We start from the raw sequence: 19,186 nt of genomic DNA, 5'->3' as shown, positions 1-19,186 counted from the left end.
GCCGGTGGTGAGCCACCGCCGTGCCCGGCCCGTCAGGCGCCCGGCACGGTGGGCTTGACCTGACGGAGGAACGTCGCGTTGTCCGGTGTGCGGCGCACCTTGTCCAGCAGCGCCTCCAGGCCGCCGTGACCGTCCCGGGCGTGCAGCGCGCGGCGCAGCGCCCGTACGGTGGACAGCTCGGCGGCGCCGATGAGCAGCTCCTCGCGGCGGGTGCCGGAGCGGGCGATGTCGACGGCCGGGAAGACGCGCCGGTCCGCCAGTGCGCGGTCCAGGTGCAGCTCCATGTTGCCGGTGCCCTTCAGCTCCTCGTAGAAGAAGTCGTCGGCGCGGGAGCCCGTCTCCACCAGCGCGGTCGCCAGGATGGTGAGCGAGCCGCCCTCCTCGGCGTTCCGCGCCGCGCCGAACAGCTTCTTGGGACCGGCGAGGGCCGCCGCGTCGACACCGCCGCTCAGCGTGCGGCCGCCCGGTCCGGCCGCGTTGTTGTGGGCGCGGCACAGCCGGGTGAGGGAGTCGAGCAGGATCACCACGTCCCGGCCCTGCTCGACGAGGCGCTTGGCGCGCTCGACGGCCAGGTCGGCGAGGGCGATGTGCTCCTTGGCGGGCCGGTCGAAGGTGGAGGCGTACACCTCGCCGCGCACGGAGCGCCGCATGTCGGTGACCTCCTCGGGCCGTTCGTCCAGGAGGACCACCATGAGGTGGCACTCGGGGTGGTTGGCGGCGACGGCGGCGGCGAGCTGCTGGAGCAGGACCGTCTTCCCGGTCTTCGGCGGTGCGACGAGCAGGCCGCGCTGGCCCTTGCCGACCGGAGAGACCAGGTCGACGATCCGGAGCGCCGGCCCGCCCTTCTCCGTCTCCAGCCGCAGCCGCTCGGCGGGGTGGACCGGGGTCAGGTCGCGGAAGTGGGCGCGGCCGGCCAGGGCCTGCGGCGCGAGCCCGTTGACCCGGTCGACGGTGGTGAGGACGCGCGGCCGCTCGCAGTCGCCTTCGACGGCGTCGCCCTCGCGGAGGCCGTACCGGCGGATGAGCGCGGGGGAGACCTTGATGTCGTCGGGGGAGGCGTGGCCGCCGCGGACGCGGAGGAGGCCGTGGCCGCCGGTGGTGGTGTCCAGGAGGCCTGCGGCCCGGACAGGGCGCGGCTCGTGGACGACGGGACGTTCGAGTGTGGTGGTCATGGAGGGGGTCCTTTCGCGGACATGGCGCAGGAGGGACCGGCGTACGGAGGGGCGGCATCGTCACACCCGCTCCGGGGCACGGAAGCCCGGCAGCCGGAAGGAGAGACAGCGAGAGAAACGCTGAGGAAGAAGCTGGATCGCCGACCGGACAAGGACGGGCGCAACAGCGATGGAGAGAGAAAATCAGCACCGGTGCCCGACGAAGGGGCATCCACGTATGCTCATCGCACTGTAGCACGGACCATCCGGAAAACGCGCCGAGGCGGTGCGGACCCGGTACTGCGGGTCCGCACCGCCCTCGGAAGGACTGCGGGAAGAACTACTGGAAGGACTGCCTACCGCCGCCGTCCGCTCAGGCGGCCACGCCGAGCAGCGGAGCCCAGGCCTCCAGGGCCGGCTTCTCGGCCAGGTCGGCGAAGGCCACCTCGATCCCGTGGTCGCGGCGCCAGGCCGCAGCCAGCGACATCAGACGGACGGAGTCGAGCCCGTAGTCGACGAGGTTCTCGTCGAGCGGGATCTCCTCCGGCTCCTCGCCGAGGATGTCGGCGACATCGGCGCGCAGTTGCTCCAACGTCAGGGCCACGGCGGTCACTTCCCTTCGAAGACGGCTCGGGTGGTGGTGACGACGGCGCATTTGCCGGCTGCCCAGCGCAGCGCCATCGCGTGGTCGTCGGCGGAGAAGTCCGCCACCGCGTCCGCCACCACGAACGCCTGGATGTCCTGCATCCAGGCGTCGCACGCGGTCATCAGGACGCCGATGTGGGCGTAGACGCCGGTGAGGACGATCTGGTCGCGGCCCTGTTCGCGCAGCCGTTCCAGCAGATCGGTGCGGACGAAGCCGCTGTACTTCCACTTGGTGATGACGGTGTCGCCGTCGTCGGGCGCGACCTCGTCCGCGATGGCCGCCGCCTGCTCGTCGGCCGGCAGGCCGGGGCCCCAGAAGTCCTGCTGGAGCCCGCGCTCCTCGGCGCTCTGGCCGCCGGGCTGCGCGGTGTAGAGGACCGGCACGCCCAGCCGCGCCGCGTCCTTCTTCAACTCGGCCACATGGGACAGGAGTTCGGGCACGGGCGCGGCCTGCCGGTCGTACGCGGACAGGAAGTAGTTCTGCAGGTCATGGACGAGGAGCACGGCGCGCGCGGGGTCGACGGTCCAGTCGACCCGGTTGGCGGGCAGCGCGTCGGCGGCAGGCATGGGGTACGGGGTGATGGCGGGGAGGGCCATGGTGGAGAGGGTTCCGTTCGGGGAGATGCGGGGACGTGCGGAGGAGACGTCAGGGAGCCGGGACGGCGGTGCGGGCGGCGGCGTTGCGCAGGTCCTTCTTGGAGACCTTGCCGACGCCGGTCTGCGGGAACGCGTCCACGAACTCGACCCGGTCCGGCACCTTGTAGGCGGCCAGACCCCGTTCCCGTACGAAGCGTTTGATCGCCACCGCCTTCAGCGGACCGGCGCCCGAGCGCAGGATCACGTACGCGCAGACGCGTTCACCCAGATACGGGTCCGGTTCGGCCACCACGTTGGCGTCGTGCACGGCCGGGTGGGCGAGGATGTGGTTCTCCACCTCCTCGGCGGCGACCTTCTCACCGCCCCGGTTGATCTGGTCCTTGGCGCGACCCTCCACGACGATGTGGCCGGACTCCGTGACCCGTACGACATCGCCGGTGCGGTAGAAGCCGTCCTCGGTGAAGGAACGGGCGTCGTGCTCGGGCGCGTTCCAGTAGCCGCGGATCGTGTACGGGCCCCGGGTCAGCAGGTGGCCCGTCCCGCCGGGGGCCACCTCGCGGTCCTCGTCGTCGACGACCAGGATCTCGTCGTCCGGCGAGATGGGTCGGCCCTGCGTGGTGACGATGGTCTCCACCGGGTCGTCCAGGCGCGTGTAGTTGACCAGTCCCTCCGCCATCCCGAAGACCTGCTGGAGCGTGCAGCCGAGCGCGGGACGCACCCGACGGGCCGCCTCCTCGCTGAACTTGGCGCCGCCGACCAGCAGCACGTCCAGGCTGCTGAGGTTGTGTGCGGAACCGGGCGCGGCCTCGGTCCACAGCAGGGCCAGCGGCGGCACCAGGCCGGTGATGGTCACGCCTTCGCGCTCGATCAGCGGGAAGGCGACCTCGGGCGAGGGCTGCGGACAGAGCACCACGCGCCCGCCGGCGTACAGCGCGCCGAGCGAACCGGGCGAGGAGAGCGGGAAGTTGTGGGCGGCGGGCAGCGCGACCAGGTAGACGCTGTTCTCGTCGACGCCGCAGATCTCGTTGGAACCCCACAGCGAGTAGATGTAGTCGTCGTGCGTGCGCGGGATCAGTTTCGGTACGCCGGTGCTGCCGCCGGAGAGCTGAAGGAAGGCCAGATCGTCCGGGCGGGGCCCGCCGTAGCCGACCGGCTCCTCGGCCACCTCGGCCAGCGCCTCGAACTCGCCGGGATCGCCTTGCGCGACGAACACGTGCTTCAGCGTGGGGACGTGGGCGCGGATCTTCGCCGCCAGCTCGCGGTAGTCGTAACCGCCGCTCTCGGCCGCGATGACGTAGGCGGCCGCCTCGGTGAACTCGCAGAAGTACGCGATCTCACTCTCGCGGTGGGCGGGCAGCGCGAAGACGGGCAGCGCGCCGATCCGGAACAGCGCGAAGATGACCTCGAAGAACTCCGCGATGTTGGGGAGTTGGACCACCACGTGGTCGCCCTTGCCGATACCACGGGCGAGGAAGCCCGCGGCCAGCCGGTCGGCGCGCCGGTCCAGATCGGCGTACGTCCACCGGCTTCCGGCCACCGGATCGACGATCGCGACCCGGTCCGGGTGCTCCTCGGCGCGCTGCCGCAGCATCTCGCCGAAGGTCTCCCCGCGCCACCAGCCGGCCGCCCGGTACTTCGCGGCGAACTCGGCGGGCCAGGTGGGAGCGGCTTGCGTCCTCACAGCTCGGCTCCCACGGCGCTCAGGAACGTACGGAACTTGGCGCCGGTCTCGGCGGTCTCCGCCTCGGGCTCGGAGGCGGCGACGATGCCCGCGCCGGCGTAGAGGCGCAGCGTGCGCTCCTCGGCTTCGGCGCAGCGGATGGTGACGACCCATTCGCCGTCGCCGTCGGCGTTCCCCCAGCCGACGACTCCGGTGAAGAAGCCGCGGTCGAACGGCTCGGTCTCAGCGATGACCTGACGGGCCGTCTTGGTCGGCGTGCCGCAGACGGCGGGCGTCGGGTGCAGCGCCATCGCCAGGTCCAGCGCCGAGGTGCCGCCGGAGGAAAGGGTGCCGGTGACCGTGGTCGACAGATGCCACATGGTGGCGGTACGGATCAGGGTCGGCCGGGCCGGGACGGTCATCCCGGTGCAGTGCGGGGCGAGCGCCTGGTGGACGGCGTCCACGACGACGGCGTGCTCGTGGAGGTCCTTGACGGACTCCAGCAGCGTCGCGGCGCGGCGGACGTCCTCGGCGAGGTCGTCGCTGCGCGGGGTCGACCCGGCGAGCGGGTTGGCGACGACCTGGTTGCCGTGGCGGGAGACGAGCAACTCGGGGCTGGCGCCGATGAGCGTGCGGGCGGGGCCGGTCGGCAGCGCGAAGGTGTAGCCGGACGGGTCGCGGCGGGCCAGGCGCTGGAGCATCGTCGGCAGGTCGAGCGGGGCGCCGGAGGTGAGTTCCAGGGTGCGGGCCAGCACCACCTTGCTGAACTCGCCGCGCCACATGCGGGCCACGGCGGCGGCGACGCCCTCGCCGTACACCTCGGGCGCGGGCACCGGGCGGATCTGCCAGTCCGCGGCGGCGGAGGGGCCGGCGGGCAGGGCGATGAGCGGGTCGGAGGCGAGCGGCGCGGCGGTGCGCACCGCCGCCGGCACGGTGAGCGCGGCCGGTGCCGTGTGGTCGAACGGGATGGCTCCGATCACGACCGGCGCTTCCTGTCCGGCGGCGACGGCCTCGGCCAGCGTGGCGTCCACCCGCTCGGTCAAGGGTCTCTCGTCGTGCGGGACGGGACGTCCCGCTCCGCGTGCGAGCAGTGTGCGTCCGGGCGTGGCGAGGAACGTGTCGCCCGGTGTGTAGGCGTCCAGGAGCGAGGTGGCCGCTCCTACGGCGGGGTGGGCCGGATCGGCCGGGGGGACGTGCGTGGCGACCTGGGATGCCGTCGACACGGGGACTCCATTCTCGATGGTCCCGTCAGCGGGTGCGGGGGGCTGGCTGGGAGGGTGAAGGGTTGCGGAGGGGTCGTGCGGGGGCCGCCGGTCAGCGCAGGGTCGCGCCGCCGTCGACGTACAGCTCCTGGAGCGTGATGTGGCGGGCGCGGTCCGAGGCTAGGAACGCCACCGCGTCGGCGATGTCGGCGGGTTCGGCGATCCGGCCGAGCGGAATGCCGGTGCGGTACGTCGAAGGGTCACCGTCGATCACCCGCTGTTCTGCGCCCGGGTCGGTCCACAGGGCCCGCTGCATGGCGGTGTCGGTGGAGCCGGGAGCGACGACGTTGCAGCGTACGCCGCTGCCGGCGAGTTCGAGTCCCAGACACCTGGTGAACATGGCGGCGGCGGCCTTGGAGGCGGCGTAGGCGGCCATGCCGGTGCGCGGGATCCCGGCGGCGTTGGAGCCGACGGTGACGATGACGCCGGCTTTCCGGGCCGCCATCAGCGAGGCGACGCTCTGCGAGACCTGAAAGACGCCGGTGGTGTTCACCGCGAAGGTGTCCGCCCAGTCCTGTGCGGAGAGCGCGGTCGCCGGGCCGGTGCGCAGGATGCCCGCGACGTTCACCAGGACGTCCAGCGGCCCGAGTTCGTCCTCGACGCGGGCCACGGTGTTCTCCACCGCGACGCGGTCCGTGACGTCCATCACATACGGTTCCAGACAGCCCGCCGACCGCTCGCCCGCCGGCAGTTTCTCCTGCCGCCGGGGCCAGTCGGCGGCCAGCGCCTCGACGCTGTGGCTCGCGCGGTCGGTGGCCGCGACCTGGGCGCCGAGGTCGGCGAGCAGTTCGGCGACGGCGGCTCCGATGCCTTGACCGGCGCCGGTCACCAGGGCCGTGCGGCCCTCGAACTCGCCACTTCTGCCCGGTATGTGCTCAGGCATGAAACGAACCTCCCCCTGGATGTTAGGTAAGGGTAACCTAAATGATTCGACCGCCCAGAAGGGTGTCGAGCCGTCGATATACGGTTAGGTTAGCCTCACCTTATGCAAACGCCGCGCACGGGGACCACGGCCTCGGCTCCCGAACATGACTCCTCGACCGCTCAGTTGGACGGAGGGGAGAGCGAACGACGGGCGAAGACATCGCCCGGGGGAGCGGAGGAACCCGCTCCGGCATCCGGCTCCAGACCCGGTTCCGTACCCGGTACGGAGATATCGGAGAGCAAGGGGAAAGCCGCGGCCGCGCCCTCGCCCGGCCGCCGGACCGTGGCGCTCGCCGTCGCCGGGCTCACCGCGGCCGTCCTCCTGCTGAGCGGCCTCTCGCTCTCCATCGGTGCGGGCGAGGTCGGTGCCGGCGGCGTGCTCGACTATCTGCTGGGCCGGGACGGGGCCCGCGACAACGCCCGCCTCTCCCTCGTCGTCGGAGACCTCCGCCTCCCGCGCACCCTCACCGCACTGCTCGTCGGCGCGGCCCTCGGCGTGGCCGGCTGCCTGCTCCAGGCGGTCACCCGCAACCCGCTCGCCGAGACCGGACTGCTCGGTGTCAACGCGGGCGCCTCGCTCGGCGTCGTCGCCGGAATCGCGCTCCTCGGCTTCGATTCCGGTTACGCCTACCTGGTCTGCGCGTTCGTCGGCGCGGTGGTCGCCAGCGGCCTGGTCCTCCTCATCTCCGGACGGCGCGGCGGCGGCTCTCCCATGCGCCTCGTCCTCGCGGGAGCGGCGCTCGGTGCCACCTTCGGCGGACTCACCAGCGTCATCGTCGTCAACTCCGCCGAGACCTACGACCGATTCCGCTTCTGGGTCCTCGGCTCCCTCGCCGGCGTCGAGGGTTTCGGCGAACTCGGCCGCCTGGCCCCTGTCCTCGCCATCGGCTTCCTCGTCGCGCTGCTCGTCGCCCGACCGCTCTCCGCTCTCGCGCTCGGCGACGACCTGGCCCGCAGCCTCGGCCACCGGCCGCCCGTCATCCGTACGGTCGTCGCCATCGGCGTCACGCTCCTCACCGCCTCCGCCGTCGCTCTCGCCGGCCCCATCTCCTTCCTCGGCCTGCTCGCCGGATTCCTGGCCCGCGCCATCGCCGGCACCCGGCTGGCCGCCCGACTCCTCCTCGCCGGGCTCATCGGCGCCTGCGTCCTGGCCGTGTCCGACGTCGCCGCGCGCGTGGTCTCCCGGCCCTTCGAAGCGCCCGTCTCCGTGATCGTCGCCCTCATCGGCGCCCCGGTCCTCATCGCCATCGTCCGCTCCAAGCAGCTGGCCTCGATGGGCATGACGGAACCGGCCACCGAGGAGCGCGCCCCGGACCGCCCGCGCCGCTTCAAGCTCACGCTGCCGCGCCCCAAGTCCCGTGCGCCCAGGGCCGTCCGCGTCCGTCCACCGGACACCGTCGTCGTCCGCCGCGGCCCGCTCTCCCTGCTGATCACCCGGCGCGCCGCGCTCGCCGCCGTCGCGCTCGCCGCGGCCCTCATGCTCGCCGTCGTCCTCTCCGCCTACGCGGGCCAGAGCGAGATGGGCGTCGCCCGCACCTTCCGCGCCGTCTTCGGCCAGGGCGACCGCTTCGACGTGCTGCTCGTCCAGAACTTCCGCCTGGGCCGCATCGTCGCGGGCCTCACCGCGGGCGCCGCACTCGGCCTCGCGGGCTGCCTCACGCAGACCCTGGCCCGCAACCGCCTCGCCACGCCCGAACTCCTCGGCGTCAACGACGGCGCCACCGCCGCCGTCCTGCTCTCCGTCACCCTCAGCGCCACCGGAACGTTCGGCGCCTGGTGGGCCGGACCGATCGGCGCCCTGGTCGCCGTCATCGTCGTCACCACCGTCTCCGGCGGCCTCGGCCAGCGCGGCTACCGCGTCCTCGTCGTCGGCCTCGCCATGTCCGCGCTGGCTTCCGCCATCACCCAAGTCGTGCTCACCCGCCGGTCCTTGAGCTCCGCCGGCTCGCTGTACGTATGGACCTCGGGCAGCCTCAACGGACGCAGCTACTCCGTCGCCGTGCCCGTACTCGTCGGCCTCGCGATCCTCGTCCCCGCCAGCCTCGCCGTAGCACGCCACCTCGGTGTCCTGCGCTTCGACGACGCCACCGCCTCCTCCCTCGGCTCCGCCCCCGGCCGGGTCCGCGCGCTCGCTCTGCTGCTGGCCGTCGGCCTCGCGGGCCTCGCGGTCGGCATCTGCGGCCCGGTCGGCTTCGTGGCGCTCGCCTCACCGGTCATCGCCTCCCGGCTCGCCGGCCCGCTGCGGGTCCCGCTGGTCGGCTCGATGCTCACCGGCGCCGTCCTCGTCGTCGTCGCCGACACGCTCGGCCGGATCGTCTTCGACGGCGTCGAACTCCCCGTCGGCATCGTCACGACCGTCCTCGGCGGCCCGTTCCTCCTCTGGGTGCTCCTCGGCCGCTCCGCCGCCACCCGCGTCTGAAAGGCGGCCTCGCACATGACCTACCCACCACGCCGCAACCCGCCCGCTCCCGCGAGCCAGACCCGAACCGAGGTGTCCACCGTGCGAAGTCCGGTGCTGCGTACGCTCCGTGAGGACGCAATGGCGGGCAAGCCCGACGCCGAGGAGGCGTTCTGGCGTTACGTCTCCGAGGCCGGCGCGCCTCTCGTCGAACCGGACCCCGAAGGCGAGGACGACCACCGGCTCGTCACCTTCGTCCGCCGCGAGGACCCGGCCCGCCCCGCCACCCATGTCCTGGCCCTGGTCCACACGGTCACCGACAAGGACCGGCACGCCGGCGACCTGGCACCGCACCTGATGCAACGGGTGGAAGGCACCGGCGTCTGGGCCATCAGCCACCGGCTGCGCACCGACCATCGCGCCTCGTACCAGTTCCACGCCACCGCCGGCACCCGCGAGGACGCGATCCGCGCCGACCGCGCGTCCTGGCGTCGCGTCCTCGACCACGCCGAGCCCGACCCGCTCAGCACCGGCGCTCCGCTGCCCTCCCGCGACGGCCGCAACCCCGCCTCCGTACTCGAACTCCCCGCCGCTCCCGACCAGTCACGCGTCCATCGCCGCGACGACGTGGAGCGGGGACGGACGCTCGACACCGAGGTGGACGGCCGCCGGATCGCGGTCCACCTCCCGCCGGGACACCGCCCGGACGCGGGCCCGTACGCGCTCGCCGTGCTCCTGGACGGCGAGATGTGGGGACCGGTCCTGGGCGTCGGCGACATCTTCGACAACCTGCACGCCGACGGCGAACTCCAAGCCACCGTCGCGGTGTTGATCGACACCATGGGCCGCCGCATGGAGGACCTCGCGTGCAGCGCGCCGTTCGTCGACTGGCTCGCCGACACCTTGCTGCCGTGGGTGGAGCAGGAGTACGGGGCCGGGGCGGACGCCAACCGTACCGTCGTCGCCGGTCAGAGCGCGGGCGGCCTGACCGCCGCCTTCGCCGCCTTCCAGCGCCCTGACCGCTTCGGCCTCGCGCTCTCGCAGTCCGGCTCCTTCTGGTGGCCGGACGACGACCGCGACGGCGAGTGGCTCACCAGGCAGTACGCCTGGGGCGAGCGCCGGCCCGTCACCCTCCACGTGGAGGTGGGCCACCAGGAGTGGATGCTGCTGGCGGAGAACCGCCGCTTCCGCAACATCCTGCGGGCCCGTGGCTACGACGTGCGCTACAGCGAGTTCAACGGCGGCCACGACTACGCCTGTTGGCGCGGCGGCCTCGCGGACGGCCTGGCGGCACTGCTCGCTCCGTAGCTGCGTTCCGCACCCTCCCCACGAACACGAAAGGTGCGGTGCGGCATCCCCCCTCCGGATTCCGCACCGCACCTTCGCCGTGCCCGCTCGGCCCCTGACAGCCTCGCGCTCTCAGCCCTTGACGGCCGCAGCCTCGTCCGCCGCCAGGCCCTCGCCCGGCGCCGCCGCGTCCTCGTCGTCGAACGGCGGCGGCTGCGGGGCCTCACGCGGCAGCCGCAGCGCGATGAGCGCTCCGACCGCGACGAGCCCGGCCGTCACCCAGACCGCCGTACGGTACGGGTCCGGGTCGGCGGCGGCCTCCGTGACGTGGCCGCCGCCGATCACCGCCGCACAGGCGGCGATGCCCAGCGCACCGCCGAGCGTGCGGACGATCTGGAACAGGCCCATCGCCTGGCCCATGTCGGCCGGCCCGATCGACTCGAACCCGGAGATCTGCACGGTGAGCACCGCCGTCCCGAGCACCAGACCGATCAGGAACATCAGCCCGCGCACGCTCCACGCGTTCTCCGCGACGCCCGGTATCGCGAGCGTCGCGAAGACGGCCGCCGCGACCAGCAGCGCCGGCACGGTCAGCAGCCGCGGGCCGAACTTCGGCAACAGCCGGTCCACCAACTGCGAGGCCAGCATCAGCCCGACCGCCTCCGGGAACACGCTCAGCCCGGCGTCCAGCGCCGAGGCGCCCAGGCTCGCCTGGTAGAGCAGCGGGAAGACGAACAGCACGCCCATCAGCCCGGCCGCCGTGACCGCGGCGAGCGCCGAGGCCGACCCGTACACCCGGTCGGTGAGCAGCCGCAGCTTCAGCAACGGCGTCTTCGCGCGCACCTGGTGGAGAACGGCTGCCACCAGCAGGACCGAGCCCAGCGCCGTGCTCACCGCGACGGCGGGCCGGGTCCAGCCCTGGGACGGGCCGAAGCCGAGCGCGTACGTCAGCAGTCCCAGCGCCGGAGTGGCCAGCCAGAAGCCGACGGTGTCGAACCTCCCTTCCGGGCCCTCGACATGCTCGCGCAGACCGAAGACACCCAGCGCCACCGCCGCCGCGCCGATCGGCACGTTCACGAAGAACAGCCAGTGCCAGGAGAGGTGTTCGGTGAGCAGGCCGCCCAGCGGCGGACCGAGCGCGGGCATCAGCGCCGTCGGCACGATCAGCACCTTGGCGAGCTTCATCCGCTCGTGCGGCGGGAACGCCCGGAACAGCAGCGTCATTCCGACCGGCGTCAACAGCCCGCCGGCCAGGCCCTGTACGGCCCGGGCGACGACGAGCGTGTCGAGGTCCGGCGCCAGACCGCAGACCGCCGAGGCGATGGTGAACGCGGTCAGCGCACCGAGGAACACCCGCTTCGTCCCGAACCGGTCGCCCAGCCACCCCGCCACCGGCAGTCCCACCGCGAGCGCGACCAGGAAGGCCGTCTCGACGGTGTTGGCGGCGGACAGCGGGCGGTCGAAGTCGCCCGCGATCGTGAAAAGGGCCGGGTTCACGATCGTCGAGTCCAGGCCGTTCATGCACATGGCGGCCGTGTAGACGAGGACGACGGCGAGCCGGGGACGTATCCGGGGCCGGATCAGCAGCCCGCTCACCGGGCGGCGAGGGGGCCGGACCAGTGGGCGCCGATCCAGTCCAGCGCCTCCTGACGGGCGCACGGGCCGTGCGCCGTCGACCAGCCGGCGGGCACCGCCGCGAAGAGCGGCCACAGCGAGTGCCGGCCCTCTTCGTTGGTCAGGACGAGGAACTCGCCGTCCGCGTCGAAGGGGTTGGCGGGTGCGTCACTCATCGGTGTCACTTCTCCAGCTCGGTGAGTCGGTCGGCGACCACGCGCGCGATGTGCGCGATCGGTTCGGGCAGGGTCATGTCCTTGTGCGAGCAGGCGACATTCGTGTTGTGGATGCGCCCGCTCACGTAACGAGTCCAGGTCTCCGGTGTCAGGGTGTCGTCGATGGTGTCCACCGTGGCCCGGAAGAACAGCACATCGCCCTGGAACACCCGGTGTTCGTAGGCGCGTACCAGGTCGTTGGTGTTGAGGTACACCTCGCCGAGCGCCTCGATCTTCGCGGCGGAGAGCGCGGCCAGCGGAGAGCCTTCGCGGCGCAGCACCTCCACCACGTTGGCCGTGGTCAGCTCCTTGTCGCCGAGGCTGTCGGGGCCGTAACCGCCCATGGTGAGCAGCGATTCGAGCGCCTCGGCCCGGTCGGGCACCGGCAGGCCGCGGAAGCCCTCGGCCGGGTACGCGTCCAGGATCGCCAGCAACTCGACCTCGTGTCCCGCCTCTTGGAGGACCGCCGCGATGGCGTGCGCGATGATGCCGCCGGTCGACCAGCCGAGCAGCCGGTAGGGGCCCTCCGGCTGGACCTCGCGGATACGGGACGCGTAATGGGCGGCCAGCTCCTCCAGCGTGGTCGGCAGCGGTTCGTTCGCCGTCGCCTCACCGACGCCTTGGGCCTGGAGCCCGTAGATCGGCACATCGGCCGGGAGATGGCGGATCAGGCCGGCGTAGCACCAGCTCAGACCGCCTGCCGGGTGCACGCAGTGGACGGGGGAGCGGTCGCCGGGGCGGGCCGGGCGCAGCGGCAGCAGGACGTCCAGCGGGTCCTCCTCGCGCGAGACGTCCAGCGCCGCATCCAGCGCGGCCGGAGTCGGCGCCTGGAAGACCGTACCGATCGACACCTCGATGCCGAACGCCGACTTGATCCGTCCCGCGAGACGCACCGCGAGCAGCGAATGGCCGCCCAGGTCGAAGAAGTTGTCCTCCACGCCGGCCGACGGCAGGCCGAGCACCTCCGCGAAGATCGAGCAGAGCTGCTCCTCGCGCACCGTGCGCGGCGCCCGTCCGCCACCGCTCACCGGCACACCCGGCGCGGGCAGCGCCTTGCGGTCCAGCTTGCCGTTGCCGGTCAGCGGCAGCCGCTCCAGCACCACCACGGCCGACGGCACCATGTGCACCGGCAGCGTGGCCGCCGCGTGCTCGCGCAGCTCACCCGGAACCGGGTCGGCGCCCGGCGCCGGCACGACGTATCCGACCAGCCGCTTGTCGCCCGGCACGTCCTCGCGCACCACGACCGCCACATCGGCGACCTCCGGATGCGCGGCCAACACCGCTTCGATCTCGCCCAGTTCGATCCGAAAACCACGGATCTTCACCTGCTGGTCGCCGCGTCCGAAGTACTCCAGCGCTCCATCGGTACGCCGTCGGGCCAGGTCGCCCGAACGGTACATCCGGGTCCCGCTCTCTCCGAAGAGATGCGCGAACGGGTCCGCGACGAAGCGTCCCGCCGTCAGGTCCGGCCGGCCCAGATACCCGAGGGCCACGCCTTGACCGGCGACGTACATCTCACCGGTGACGCCGGGCGGCACCGGCTGGAGCCGGTCGTCCAGCACATAGACGCGCAGGTCGGGAATGTTGACGCCGATGGTGCTGGAGACGGCGGAGGCGGCGGTCTCCCGGTCGAGCGCCAGGTAGGAGACATGGACCGTGGTCTCGGTGATGCCGTACATGTTGACCAGCGTCGGCGCGTTCTCGTGGTGGCGCGTGTACCAGTCCGCGAGCCGTCCGAGCTCCAGCGCCTCACCGCCGAACACCACGTACCGCAAGGCCAAGTTGTGCCCGGGAGCCTCCCGGTCGGCGGCGGCCAACTGGTAGAACGCGGACGGCGTCTGGTTGAGAACGGTCACCTGCTCGTCGGCCAACAGCCGCAGGAATGCCTGCGGGTCACGGCTCGTCAGATGCGGCACGACGACGACCCGGCCGCCGTAGAGCAGCGCGCCCCACAGCTCCCACACCGAGAAGTCGAAGGCGTAGGAGTGGAACAGCGTCCACACATCCTCCGGACCGAACGCGAACCAGTGCTCCGTCGCCGTCATCAGCCGCGTCACATTGTGCTGCGTGACGACAACTCCCTTGGGACGCCCGGTGGAACCCGAGGTGTAGATGACGTACGCCGGATCGTGCGGGCTCAGCGGACGCGTCCGGTCCGACTGGCTCAGCGGCCCGTCCGGGAAGCCGGCCGCCTCGTCCACCGTGATCAGCGGCAGCTCGTGCACGGGCAGCCGCACCGCCGTCGCCGCGTCGGTGATCAGCGCGGCCGGCTGGGCGTCCTCCAGCATGTACGCCAGGCGGTCCGCCGGGTAGTCCGGGTCCATCGGCAGATACGCGGCGCCCGACAGCGACACCGCCAGCAGTCCCGCCACCAGGTCCGGCGAACGCGGCAGCGCGAGCGCCACGATGGAGCCGGGACCGATGCCACGGGCAGCGAGCAGGCGTGCCAACGACTGTGCACGGGAGGAGAGTTCGGTGTACGTCAATGACTCGCCGGCACAGCTCACGGCCACGCGCTCCGGGTGGAGGCGGGCCGCCACCTCGTACACCTCGGCGAGTGTCAGCGGCACCTGACGGTCGGCGGGCGCGCCGTTGGCCTCGACCAGCGCGAGGCGCACCTCGTCCTCACCGAGCACGGGCAGCAGCCCGACCGGGGTCTCCGGCTGCGCGGCGGCCGCCGTGAGCAGCCGCGCCAGCCGGTCCGCGAGGGCCTGAGCGGTTGACCGGTCGAAGAGGTCCGTACGGAACTCCAGGAACCCGGCGATGCCACCATCCGCCAACTCGCCCGCGTTCAGCGTCAGATCGAACTTGGCGGTGCCCGACGGTACGGCGGCGAGCCGTGCGGTGGCGTCCGGACCGAAGGCGGCGGGCCCGTCCGCGATCGACTGCCAGGCCAGCATCACCTGGAACAGCGGGTGGCGGGCCAGCGAGCGCGGCGGGTTGAGCGCCTCCACCAAGTGGTCGAACGGCAGCGCGTCGTGCTCGTAGGCAGCGAGCGTCGTCGTCCGCACCCGGTCGATCAGCGCGCCGAAGCCAGGGTCGCCGGAGGTGTCGGTGCGCAGGACCACGGTGTTGGTGAAGAAGCCGACGAGCCCGGCCGTGGTGTCGTCGTCGCGGCCCGCCACAGGCGTGCCGAGCGGGATGTCGGTTCCGCAGCCGTGCCGGGTCAGCAGCGCGGCGAGGCCCGCCTGCACGGTCATGAAGACCGTCGCGCCGTGCGCCCGGGCCAGCCGGCGCAGCGCCTCGTGCGTGGCCGCGTCCAGCGCGAACGGCACGGTGTCACCGGCCGAGGTGGCGACGGGCGGGCGGGGCCGGTCGGTGGGCAGCTCCAGCTGGTCCGGCAGCCCGGCCAGCGCCTCGCGCCAGTGGGCGAGCTGGGTCTCGGCGAGCGGGGTCGGTTCGGCGGGGGTGCCAAGGAGCTGCTGGAGGCGGGCGGCGTGGTCGACGTACTGGCCGGTCAGCGGCGTGAACTCGGGCGCGCGGCCGGCCAGGCGTGCGGTGTAGGCCGTGGCGAGGTCGCGGGCCAGGGGAGTGGTGGAGGCGCCGTCGCCGGCGATGTGGTGGAGCAGCAGGAGCAGGGTGTGGTGGGCCGGCGAGTCGCTGAACAGGACCGTGCGCAGTGGCGGCTCGGCGGCCAGGTCGAAGCAGTACCGCACGGCCTCGGTGAGGTCGCTGCCGGGCTCCGCGAGGCGCAGCACCGGACGGGCCACCTCATGGCCCGGAGGAAGAATCAGCTGGTGAGGGGTGCCGTCGCCGTCCGATCCGAGGCCGTTGTCAGTGGGCGGATATACGGTTCTGAGTGTCTCGTGACGGTCCACCAGATCGTGCAGGGCGAGCTGGAGCGCGTCCCGGTCGAGGGGGCCGTTGACGCTGAGGACGAGCGGGATGTTGTAGGTCGGGCTGGGGCCTTCGAGGCGGTGGAGGAACCAGAGCCGCTGCTGGGCCGGAGAGAGCGGGAGGGGACCGGTGCGGGGGAGCGGGGAGAGCGGTACGGAGGCGGTGGCCGCGCCGGTGCGGGTGCGGACCTGCGCGGCGATGGCGGCCGCGGTGGAGTGGCGGAAGACGTCGGCGATGGAGAACGGGACGCCGAAGTGCTCGCGGACGCGGGCGGCCAGCCGGGCGGCGAGCAGGGAGTGTCCGCCGAGGTCGAGGAAGCCGGCTTCGGCGGCCGGGGGCTCCGCGATACCGAGGACGTCGGCGTAGAGGCCGCACACGATCTCGGTGTGCGGGCCGCTCTCGCCGACGACCTCGGCCCCGATGGCGGGGGAGAGGGGCTCGGGGTCGGGGAGGGCCCGGTGGTCGAGCTTGTCGTTGGCGGTACGGGGGAGGGCGTCGAGGAGCGTCACCGTCGCGGGGACCATGTGTTCGGGCAGGGCGGCGGCCAGGTGGTCGCGGAGGGCGTTCGGGGTCGGTGCCGTGGCGTCCTTGTCCGGGACGGCGTAGGCGAGGAGGCGCTTGCCGTGACCGGCCTCGCGGGCGATGACGGCGGCCGCCGCGACCTGCGGGTGGGCGGCCAGCCGGGCCTGGATCTCGCCGAGTTCGATCCGGAAGCCGCGGATCTTCACCTGGTCGTCGCTGCGGCCGAGGAACTCCAGCGTGTGGTCCTCGCGGCGGCGCACCAGGTCGCCGGTGCGGTACATCCGGCCACCGGGTGTGCCGTGGAGCGCGCCGAAGGGGTCGGCGACGAACCGCTCGGCGGTCAGGTCGGGGCGGCCGAGGTAGCCGAGGGCCAGGCAGGGCCCGGCGACGTACAGCTCACCGGTGACCCCGGCGGGCACGGGACGCAGGGAGGAGTCCAGGACATGGACCCGCGAGCCCCGCACGGGTCTGCCCTCGGGCCGGTCGGCGGAGTCGCCGGGCAGCCAGTAGTAGGCGTCGACGGTCGTCTCGGTCGGCCCGTAGAGATTGACCGGGTGGACGGCCTCGGCGTCGGTGAGCCGCTCCCAGAGGGCCGGAGGCACGGCCTCGCCGCCGACGACGAGGTGGGCGGGGTGGTGGCGGCTCTCGTCCAGCAGGCCTTCGGCGATGAGCGCTTCGGCGTAGGAAGGGGTGACATCGAGGTAGTCGACGCGGTGGGTGCCGACGTACGCGGAGAGGACCGCGGGGTCCCGGTAGGCGGCGTCGTCCAGCAGGTGCAGCTCATGGCCGTGGACCATCCACAGCAGCGGGTCCCAGGACGCGTCGAAGGCGAACGAGGCGCTGTGCGCGACCCGGAGCCGTTCCCGGCCGGTGCGGGCGACGGCCGGAGCGATGTGGTCGGTGAGGTGGCCCGCGCCGAGATTGGCGAGTGAGGCGTGACTGACGAGGACGCCCTTGGGACGCCCGGTGGAACCGGAGGTGTGGATGAGGTAGGCGGGGTCACCGAGCACGGGCCCGGTGGCGAGCGGCCCGTCGGGGCAGGCGGCGAGAGCGGCGGCCGTGGCGGGTTCGTCGAGCGCGAGTGTGCTCACGCCGTGCGCCGGGAGCGCGGCCAGGGTCGCGGCCGTGCCGATGACGGCGACGGGCCGGGCGTCCTCCAGGACGGCCAGCGTCCGGGCGGCGGGATGGCCGAGGTCCAGCGGCTGGCAGACGAGGCCTGCCTTGAGCACGGCGAGCAGGGCCACCACCATGTCGGCGGTCCGGGGCAGGGCCAGCGCCACGGTGGCACCGGTCCGCGCAGGAGCTCCGAGCCCGGCCAGCAGGTGGGCCAGCCGGTCGGAGGCGGCGTCCAGCTCGGCGAAGGTGAGGGCGGCACCGGTGCCCGCGTCGGCCTGCGCCTTCCCGGCACCGGCGTCGCTCCCGGCCGTGTCCGCCGACCTTCCGGCGCCCCGGAACGTCCCCGCGAGCGTGGAGCGTACGGCGACGGCTTCGGGCGTCAGCGCGGCCTGCGTGGTGAACGTCTGCGGGACGGTCAAGACGACGGCCGGCTCGGTGCGACCTGCCGTGGCCTCCCTTACCTCCTCGTCCGTGAGCAGGTCCAGCGTGGCGACCGGCCGGTCCGGGGCCGCGAGCAGCAGCTCGGTCAGGCCGTCGAGATAGCGCAGCCAGGTCGCCTCGTGCCCGGCGAGGCCCGCCTTCCCGTACGCGGCAAGGCTGGCGTCCAGCGTGAGCCGCAGGCCGCCGTCCGGGCCCGGGGCCGCGCCGACCGCCAGGCTCTCGACGGGACCGGCGGCGAGGTTGCGTACGGTGCCGGGGAGACCGGCGAAGTCCAGGGCGCTGTCGAAGGCCTTGATGTTGACCATCGGGCCGGTCAGCGGTGCGTCGGCCGACTCCAGGGCCAGATCGCGACGGAGATCGGCCTGCGGATAGCGCTGGTGGCGGCGGACCGCGCGGATCTCCAGCACCACTCGGCGCAGCAGCTCGGCCCCGGTGTCCTGCGGCCGCACCGAGATCCGCAGCGGCAGCACGTTCACCGTCATGGCCGGAGTGCGGAGGGCGGCCGGGCCGCGCCGGTTGGTCAGCGGCAGGCCGAGCACGACGTCCTCGGTGCCGGTGATCCGGTGCAGATGACCGGCGGTCGCGGCCACGACCAGCTCGGCCCAGGTCGCCTTCGCGGCGCGCGCCGCCCGGGAGAGCCGGTCCAAGGTGCTGGCGGGAAGGTCGGTGATCCGGTGGAGGAGGCGGCCGTCGGCCGGGGCGTCGGCGTTCACGGGTGCGGCTTCGGGAGCGTATCCGGCCATCCGCTCCGCCCAGAAGGCCCGGTCCTCCGCGTACTCCTCGCCGGACAGATACGCCGTCTCGTCGTCGGTCAGCTCGCTCAGCGGAGCGAACCGGCCCTCGGGCGCCGGCTCTTCGGCCACGGCTGCCGAGTACAGCTCGGCGACCCGGCGGCCGATCAGCGAGAGCGCGTAGGCGTCGACGGCTATGTGGTGGACGCGCTGGTACCACCAGTGGCGGCCCTCACCGACGCGGATCAGCGCCTGCGTCATCAGCCCGTCGGCGGAGGCGAGGTCCACCGGCCGGGCCAGGTCCTCGCGCATCCACGCCTCTGCCTGATGCGACGTCAGTTCAAGCCGCTGCACGACGACTTCGCCCTGCGCGACGTACTGCACCGGTGTGCCGTCGGCCTCGGAGATTCGTACGGCCAGCGTGTCCGCCTCACCCACGGCCCGCGCGAGGGCCTCGGTGAACAGGTCCGCGTCGAGCGGCCCGGCGATCTCCACGCAGTCGGCCGTGTTCAGCTCCGTGCCGAGCGGCGCCAGTTGGTGCGCGTAATAGATACCCGCCTGTGAGGTCAGGAGAGGAAGCGCTCGGGAGGGAGGGCTGCCGGGGTGCGCTGCCGAAGAGCTGGTCGGGTGGTTCGGACGCTCATACATGTGTGTGACGACTCCCCTGAAGGACAACGGACACCGGACCACCAGGCTCCCCGGTACGCACTTAGGTAAGGCTAAGTTAACCTATTTCTGACAGTGCAGGCGACCGTCCCCGGGCGGTCCGGAACGCCAGGAGAGCCC

General features: G+C 72.9%; 11 protein-coding genes. 2 read left to right on the top strand and 9 right to left on the bottom strand.

Annotated features, from left to right (window positions below):
• Nucleotides 1-32 precede the first annotated feature (32 nt).
• The 6 genes from rho to ABZ267_RS08920 form a co-directional block, all read right to left on the bottom strand.
• Nucleotides 33-1,172 carry a transcription termination factor Rho gene (gene rho, locus ABZ267_RS08945; protein WP_356751863.1) on the bottom strand — a complete coding sequence of 380 codons (1,140 nt, stop codon included), beginning with the start codon at nucleotides 1,170-1,172 and terminating at the stop codon, nucleotides 33-35.
• A 352-nt stretch (nucleotides 1,173-1,524) separates the two neighbouring features.
• The gene (locus ABZ267_RS08940; RefSeq protein ID WP_356751861.1) at nucleotides 1,525-1,755 is read right to left on the bottom strand and encodes a phosphopantetheine-binding protein; all 231 of its coding nucleotides are present in this window, start codon (nucleotides 1,753-1,755) and stop codon (nucleotides 1,525-1,527) included.
• 5 nt (nucleotides 1,756-1,760) lie between these two features.
• The gene (locus tag ABZ267_RS08935; RefSeq protein ID WP_356751859.1) at nucleotides 1,761-2,393 is read right to left on the bottom strand and encodes an isochorismatase family protein; all 633 of its coding nucleotides are present in this window, start codon (nucleotides 2,391-2,393) and stop codon (nucleotides 1,761-1,763) included.
• Between the two features lie 49 nt (nucleotides 2,394-2,442).
• Nucleotides 2,443-4,074 carry a (2,3-dihydroxybenzoyl)adenylate synthase gene (locus ABZ267_RS08930; protein WP_356751857.1) on the bottom strand — a complete coding sequence of 544 codons (1,632 nt, stop codon included), beginning with the start codon at nucleotides 4,072-4,074 and terminating at the stop codon, nucleotides 2,443-2,445.
• On the bottom strand, nucleotides 4,071-5,276 hold the full coding sequence (dhbC, locus tag ABZ267_RS08925) for an isochorismate synthase DhbC (protein WP_356899711.1): 1,206 nt from the start codon (nucleotides 5,274-5,276) through the stop codon (nucleotides 4,071-4,073). Before dhbC ends, ABZ267_RS08930 begins: the two co-directional genes overlap by 4 nt.
• Before the next feature lie 91 nt (nucleotides 5,277-5,367).
• The gene (locus ABZ267_RS08920; protein WP_356756822.1) at nucleotides 5,368-6,198 is read right to left on the bottom strand and encodes a 2,3-dihydro-2,3-dihydroxybenzoate dehydrogenase; all 831 of its coding nucleotides are present in this window, start codon (nucleotides 6,196-6,198) and stop codon (nucleotides 5,368-5,370) included.
• A 102-nt stretch (nucleotides 6,199-6,300) separates the two neighbouring features.
• Between ABZ267_RS08920 and fhuB the strand changes: the two genes are divergently transcribed.
• The gene (gene fhuB / locus ABZ267_RS08915) at nucleotides 6,301-8,658 is read left to right on the top strand and encodes a Fe(3+)-hydroxamate ABC transporter permease FhuB (protein ID WP_356756824.1); all 2,358 of its coding nucleotides are present in this window, start codon (nucleotides 6,301-6,303) and stop codon (nucleotides 8,656-8,658) included.
• Between the two features lie 15 nt (nucleotides 8,659-8,673).
• Nucleotides 8,674-9,945, top strand: a complete 1,272-nt coding sequence (gene fes, locus ABZ267_RS08910) for an enterochelin esterase (protein WP_356756826.1) — start codon at nucleotides 8,674-8,676, stop codon at nucleotides 9,943-9,945.
• A 111-nt stretch (nucleotides 9,946-10,056) separates the two neighbouring features.
• Here the strand turns inward: fes and ABZ267_RS08905 are convergent, their stop codons facing one another.
• The 3 genes from ABZ267_RS08905 to ABZ267_RS08895 are packed head-to-tail and all read right to left on the bottom strand — an operon-like array spanning nucleotide 10,057 to nucleotide 19,048.
• A complete protein-coding gene (locus ABZ267_RS08905) occupies nucleotides 10,057-11,520 on the bottom strand; it encodes a DHA2 family efflux MFS transporter permease subunit (RefSeq protein ID WP_356756827.1) in 1,464 nt (487 codons plus the stop codon).
• A complete protein-coding gene (locus ABZ267_RS08900; RefSeq protein ID WP_356756829.1) occupies nucleotides 11,517-11,714 on the bottom strand; it encodes an MbtH family protein in 198 nt (65 codons plus the stop codon). Before ABZ267_RS08900 ends, ABZ267_RS08905 begins: the two co-directional genes overlap by 4 nt.
• Before the next feature lie 5 nt (nucleotides 11,715-11,719).
• Nucleotides 11,720-19,048, bottom strand: a complete 7,329-nt coding sequence (locus ABZ267_RS08895) for an amino acid adenylation domain-containing protein (RefSeq protein WP_356756831.1) — start codon at nucleotides 19,046-19,048, stop codon at nucleotides 11,720-11,722.
• Nucleotides 19,049-19,186: the final 138 nt, after the last annotated feature.

The sequence above is a fragment of the Streptomyces sp. NPDC006174 genome, from assembly GCF_040614075.1.
In the GTDB taxonomy this organism is placed as follows: domain Bacteria; phylum Actinomycetota; class Actinomycetes; order Streptomycetales; family Streptomycetaceae; genus Streptomyces.
Note: the sequence above shows the minus strand (reverse complement) of the source record. Positions and strands in the feature narration are given on the sequence as shown.

What these genes read in the sequence shown, in the direction of transcription:
- rho (WP_356751863.1), bottom strand. Translation starts at nt 1,172, where the DNA reads ATGACCACCACACTCGAACGTCCCGTCGTCCACGAGCCGCGCCCTGTC.
- fhuB (WP_356756824.1), top strand. Translation starts at nt 6,301, where the DNA reads ATGCAAACGCCGCGCACGGGGACCACGGCCTCGGCTCCCGAACATGAC.
- ABZ267_RS08895 (WP_356756831.1), bottom strand. Translation starts at nt 19,048, where the DNA reads ATGTATGAGCGTCCGAACCACCCGACCAGCTCTTCGGCAGCGCACCCC.
- ABZ267_RS08900 (WP_356756829.1), bottom strand. Translation starts at nt 11,714, where the DNA reads ATGAGTGACGCACCCGCCAACCCCTTCGACGCGGACGGCGAGTTCCTC.
- fes (WP_356756826.1), top strand. Translation starts at nt 8,674, where the DNA reads ATGACCTACCCACCACGCCGCAACCCGCCCGCTCCCGCGAGCCAGACC.
- ABZ267_RS08920 (WP_356756822.1), bottom strand. Translation starts at nt 6,198, where the DNA reads ATGCCTGAGCACATACCGGGCAGAAGTGGCGAGTTCGAGGGCCGCACG.
- ABZ267_RS08935 (WP_356751859.1), bottom strand. Translation starts at nt 2,393, where the DNA reads ATGGCCCTCCCCGCCATCACCCCGTACCCCATGCCTGCCGCCGACGCG.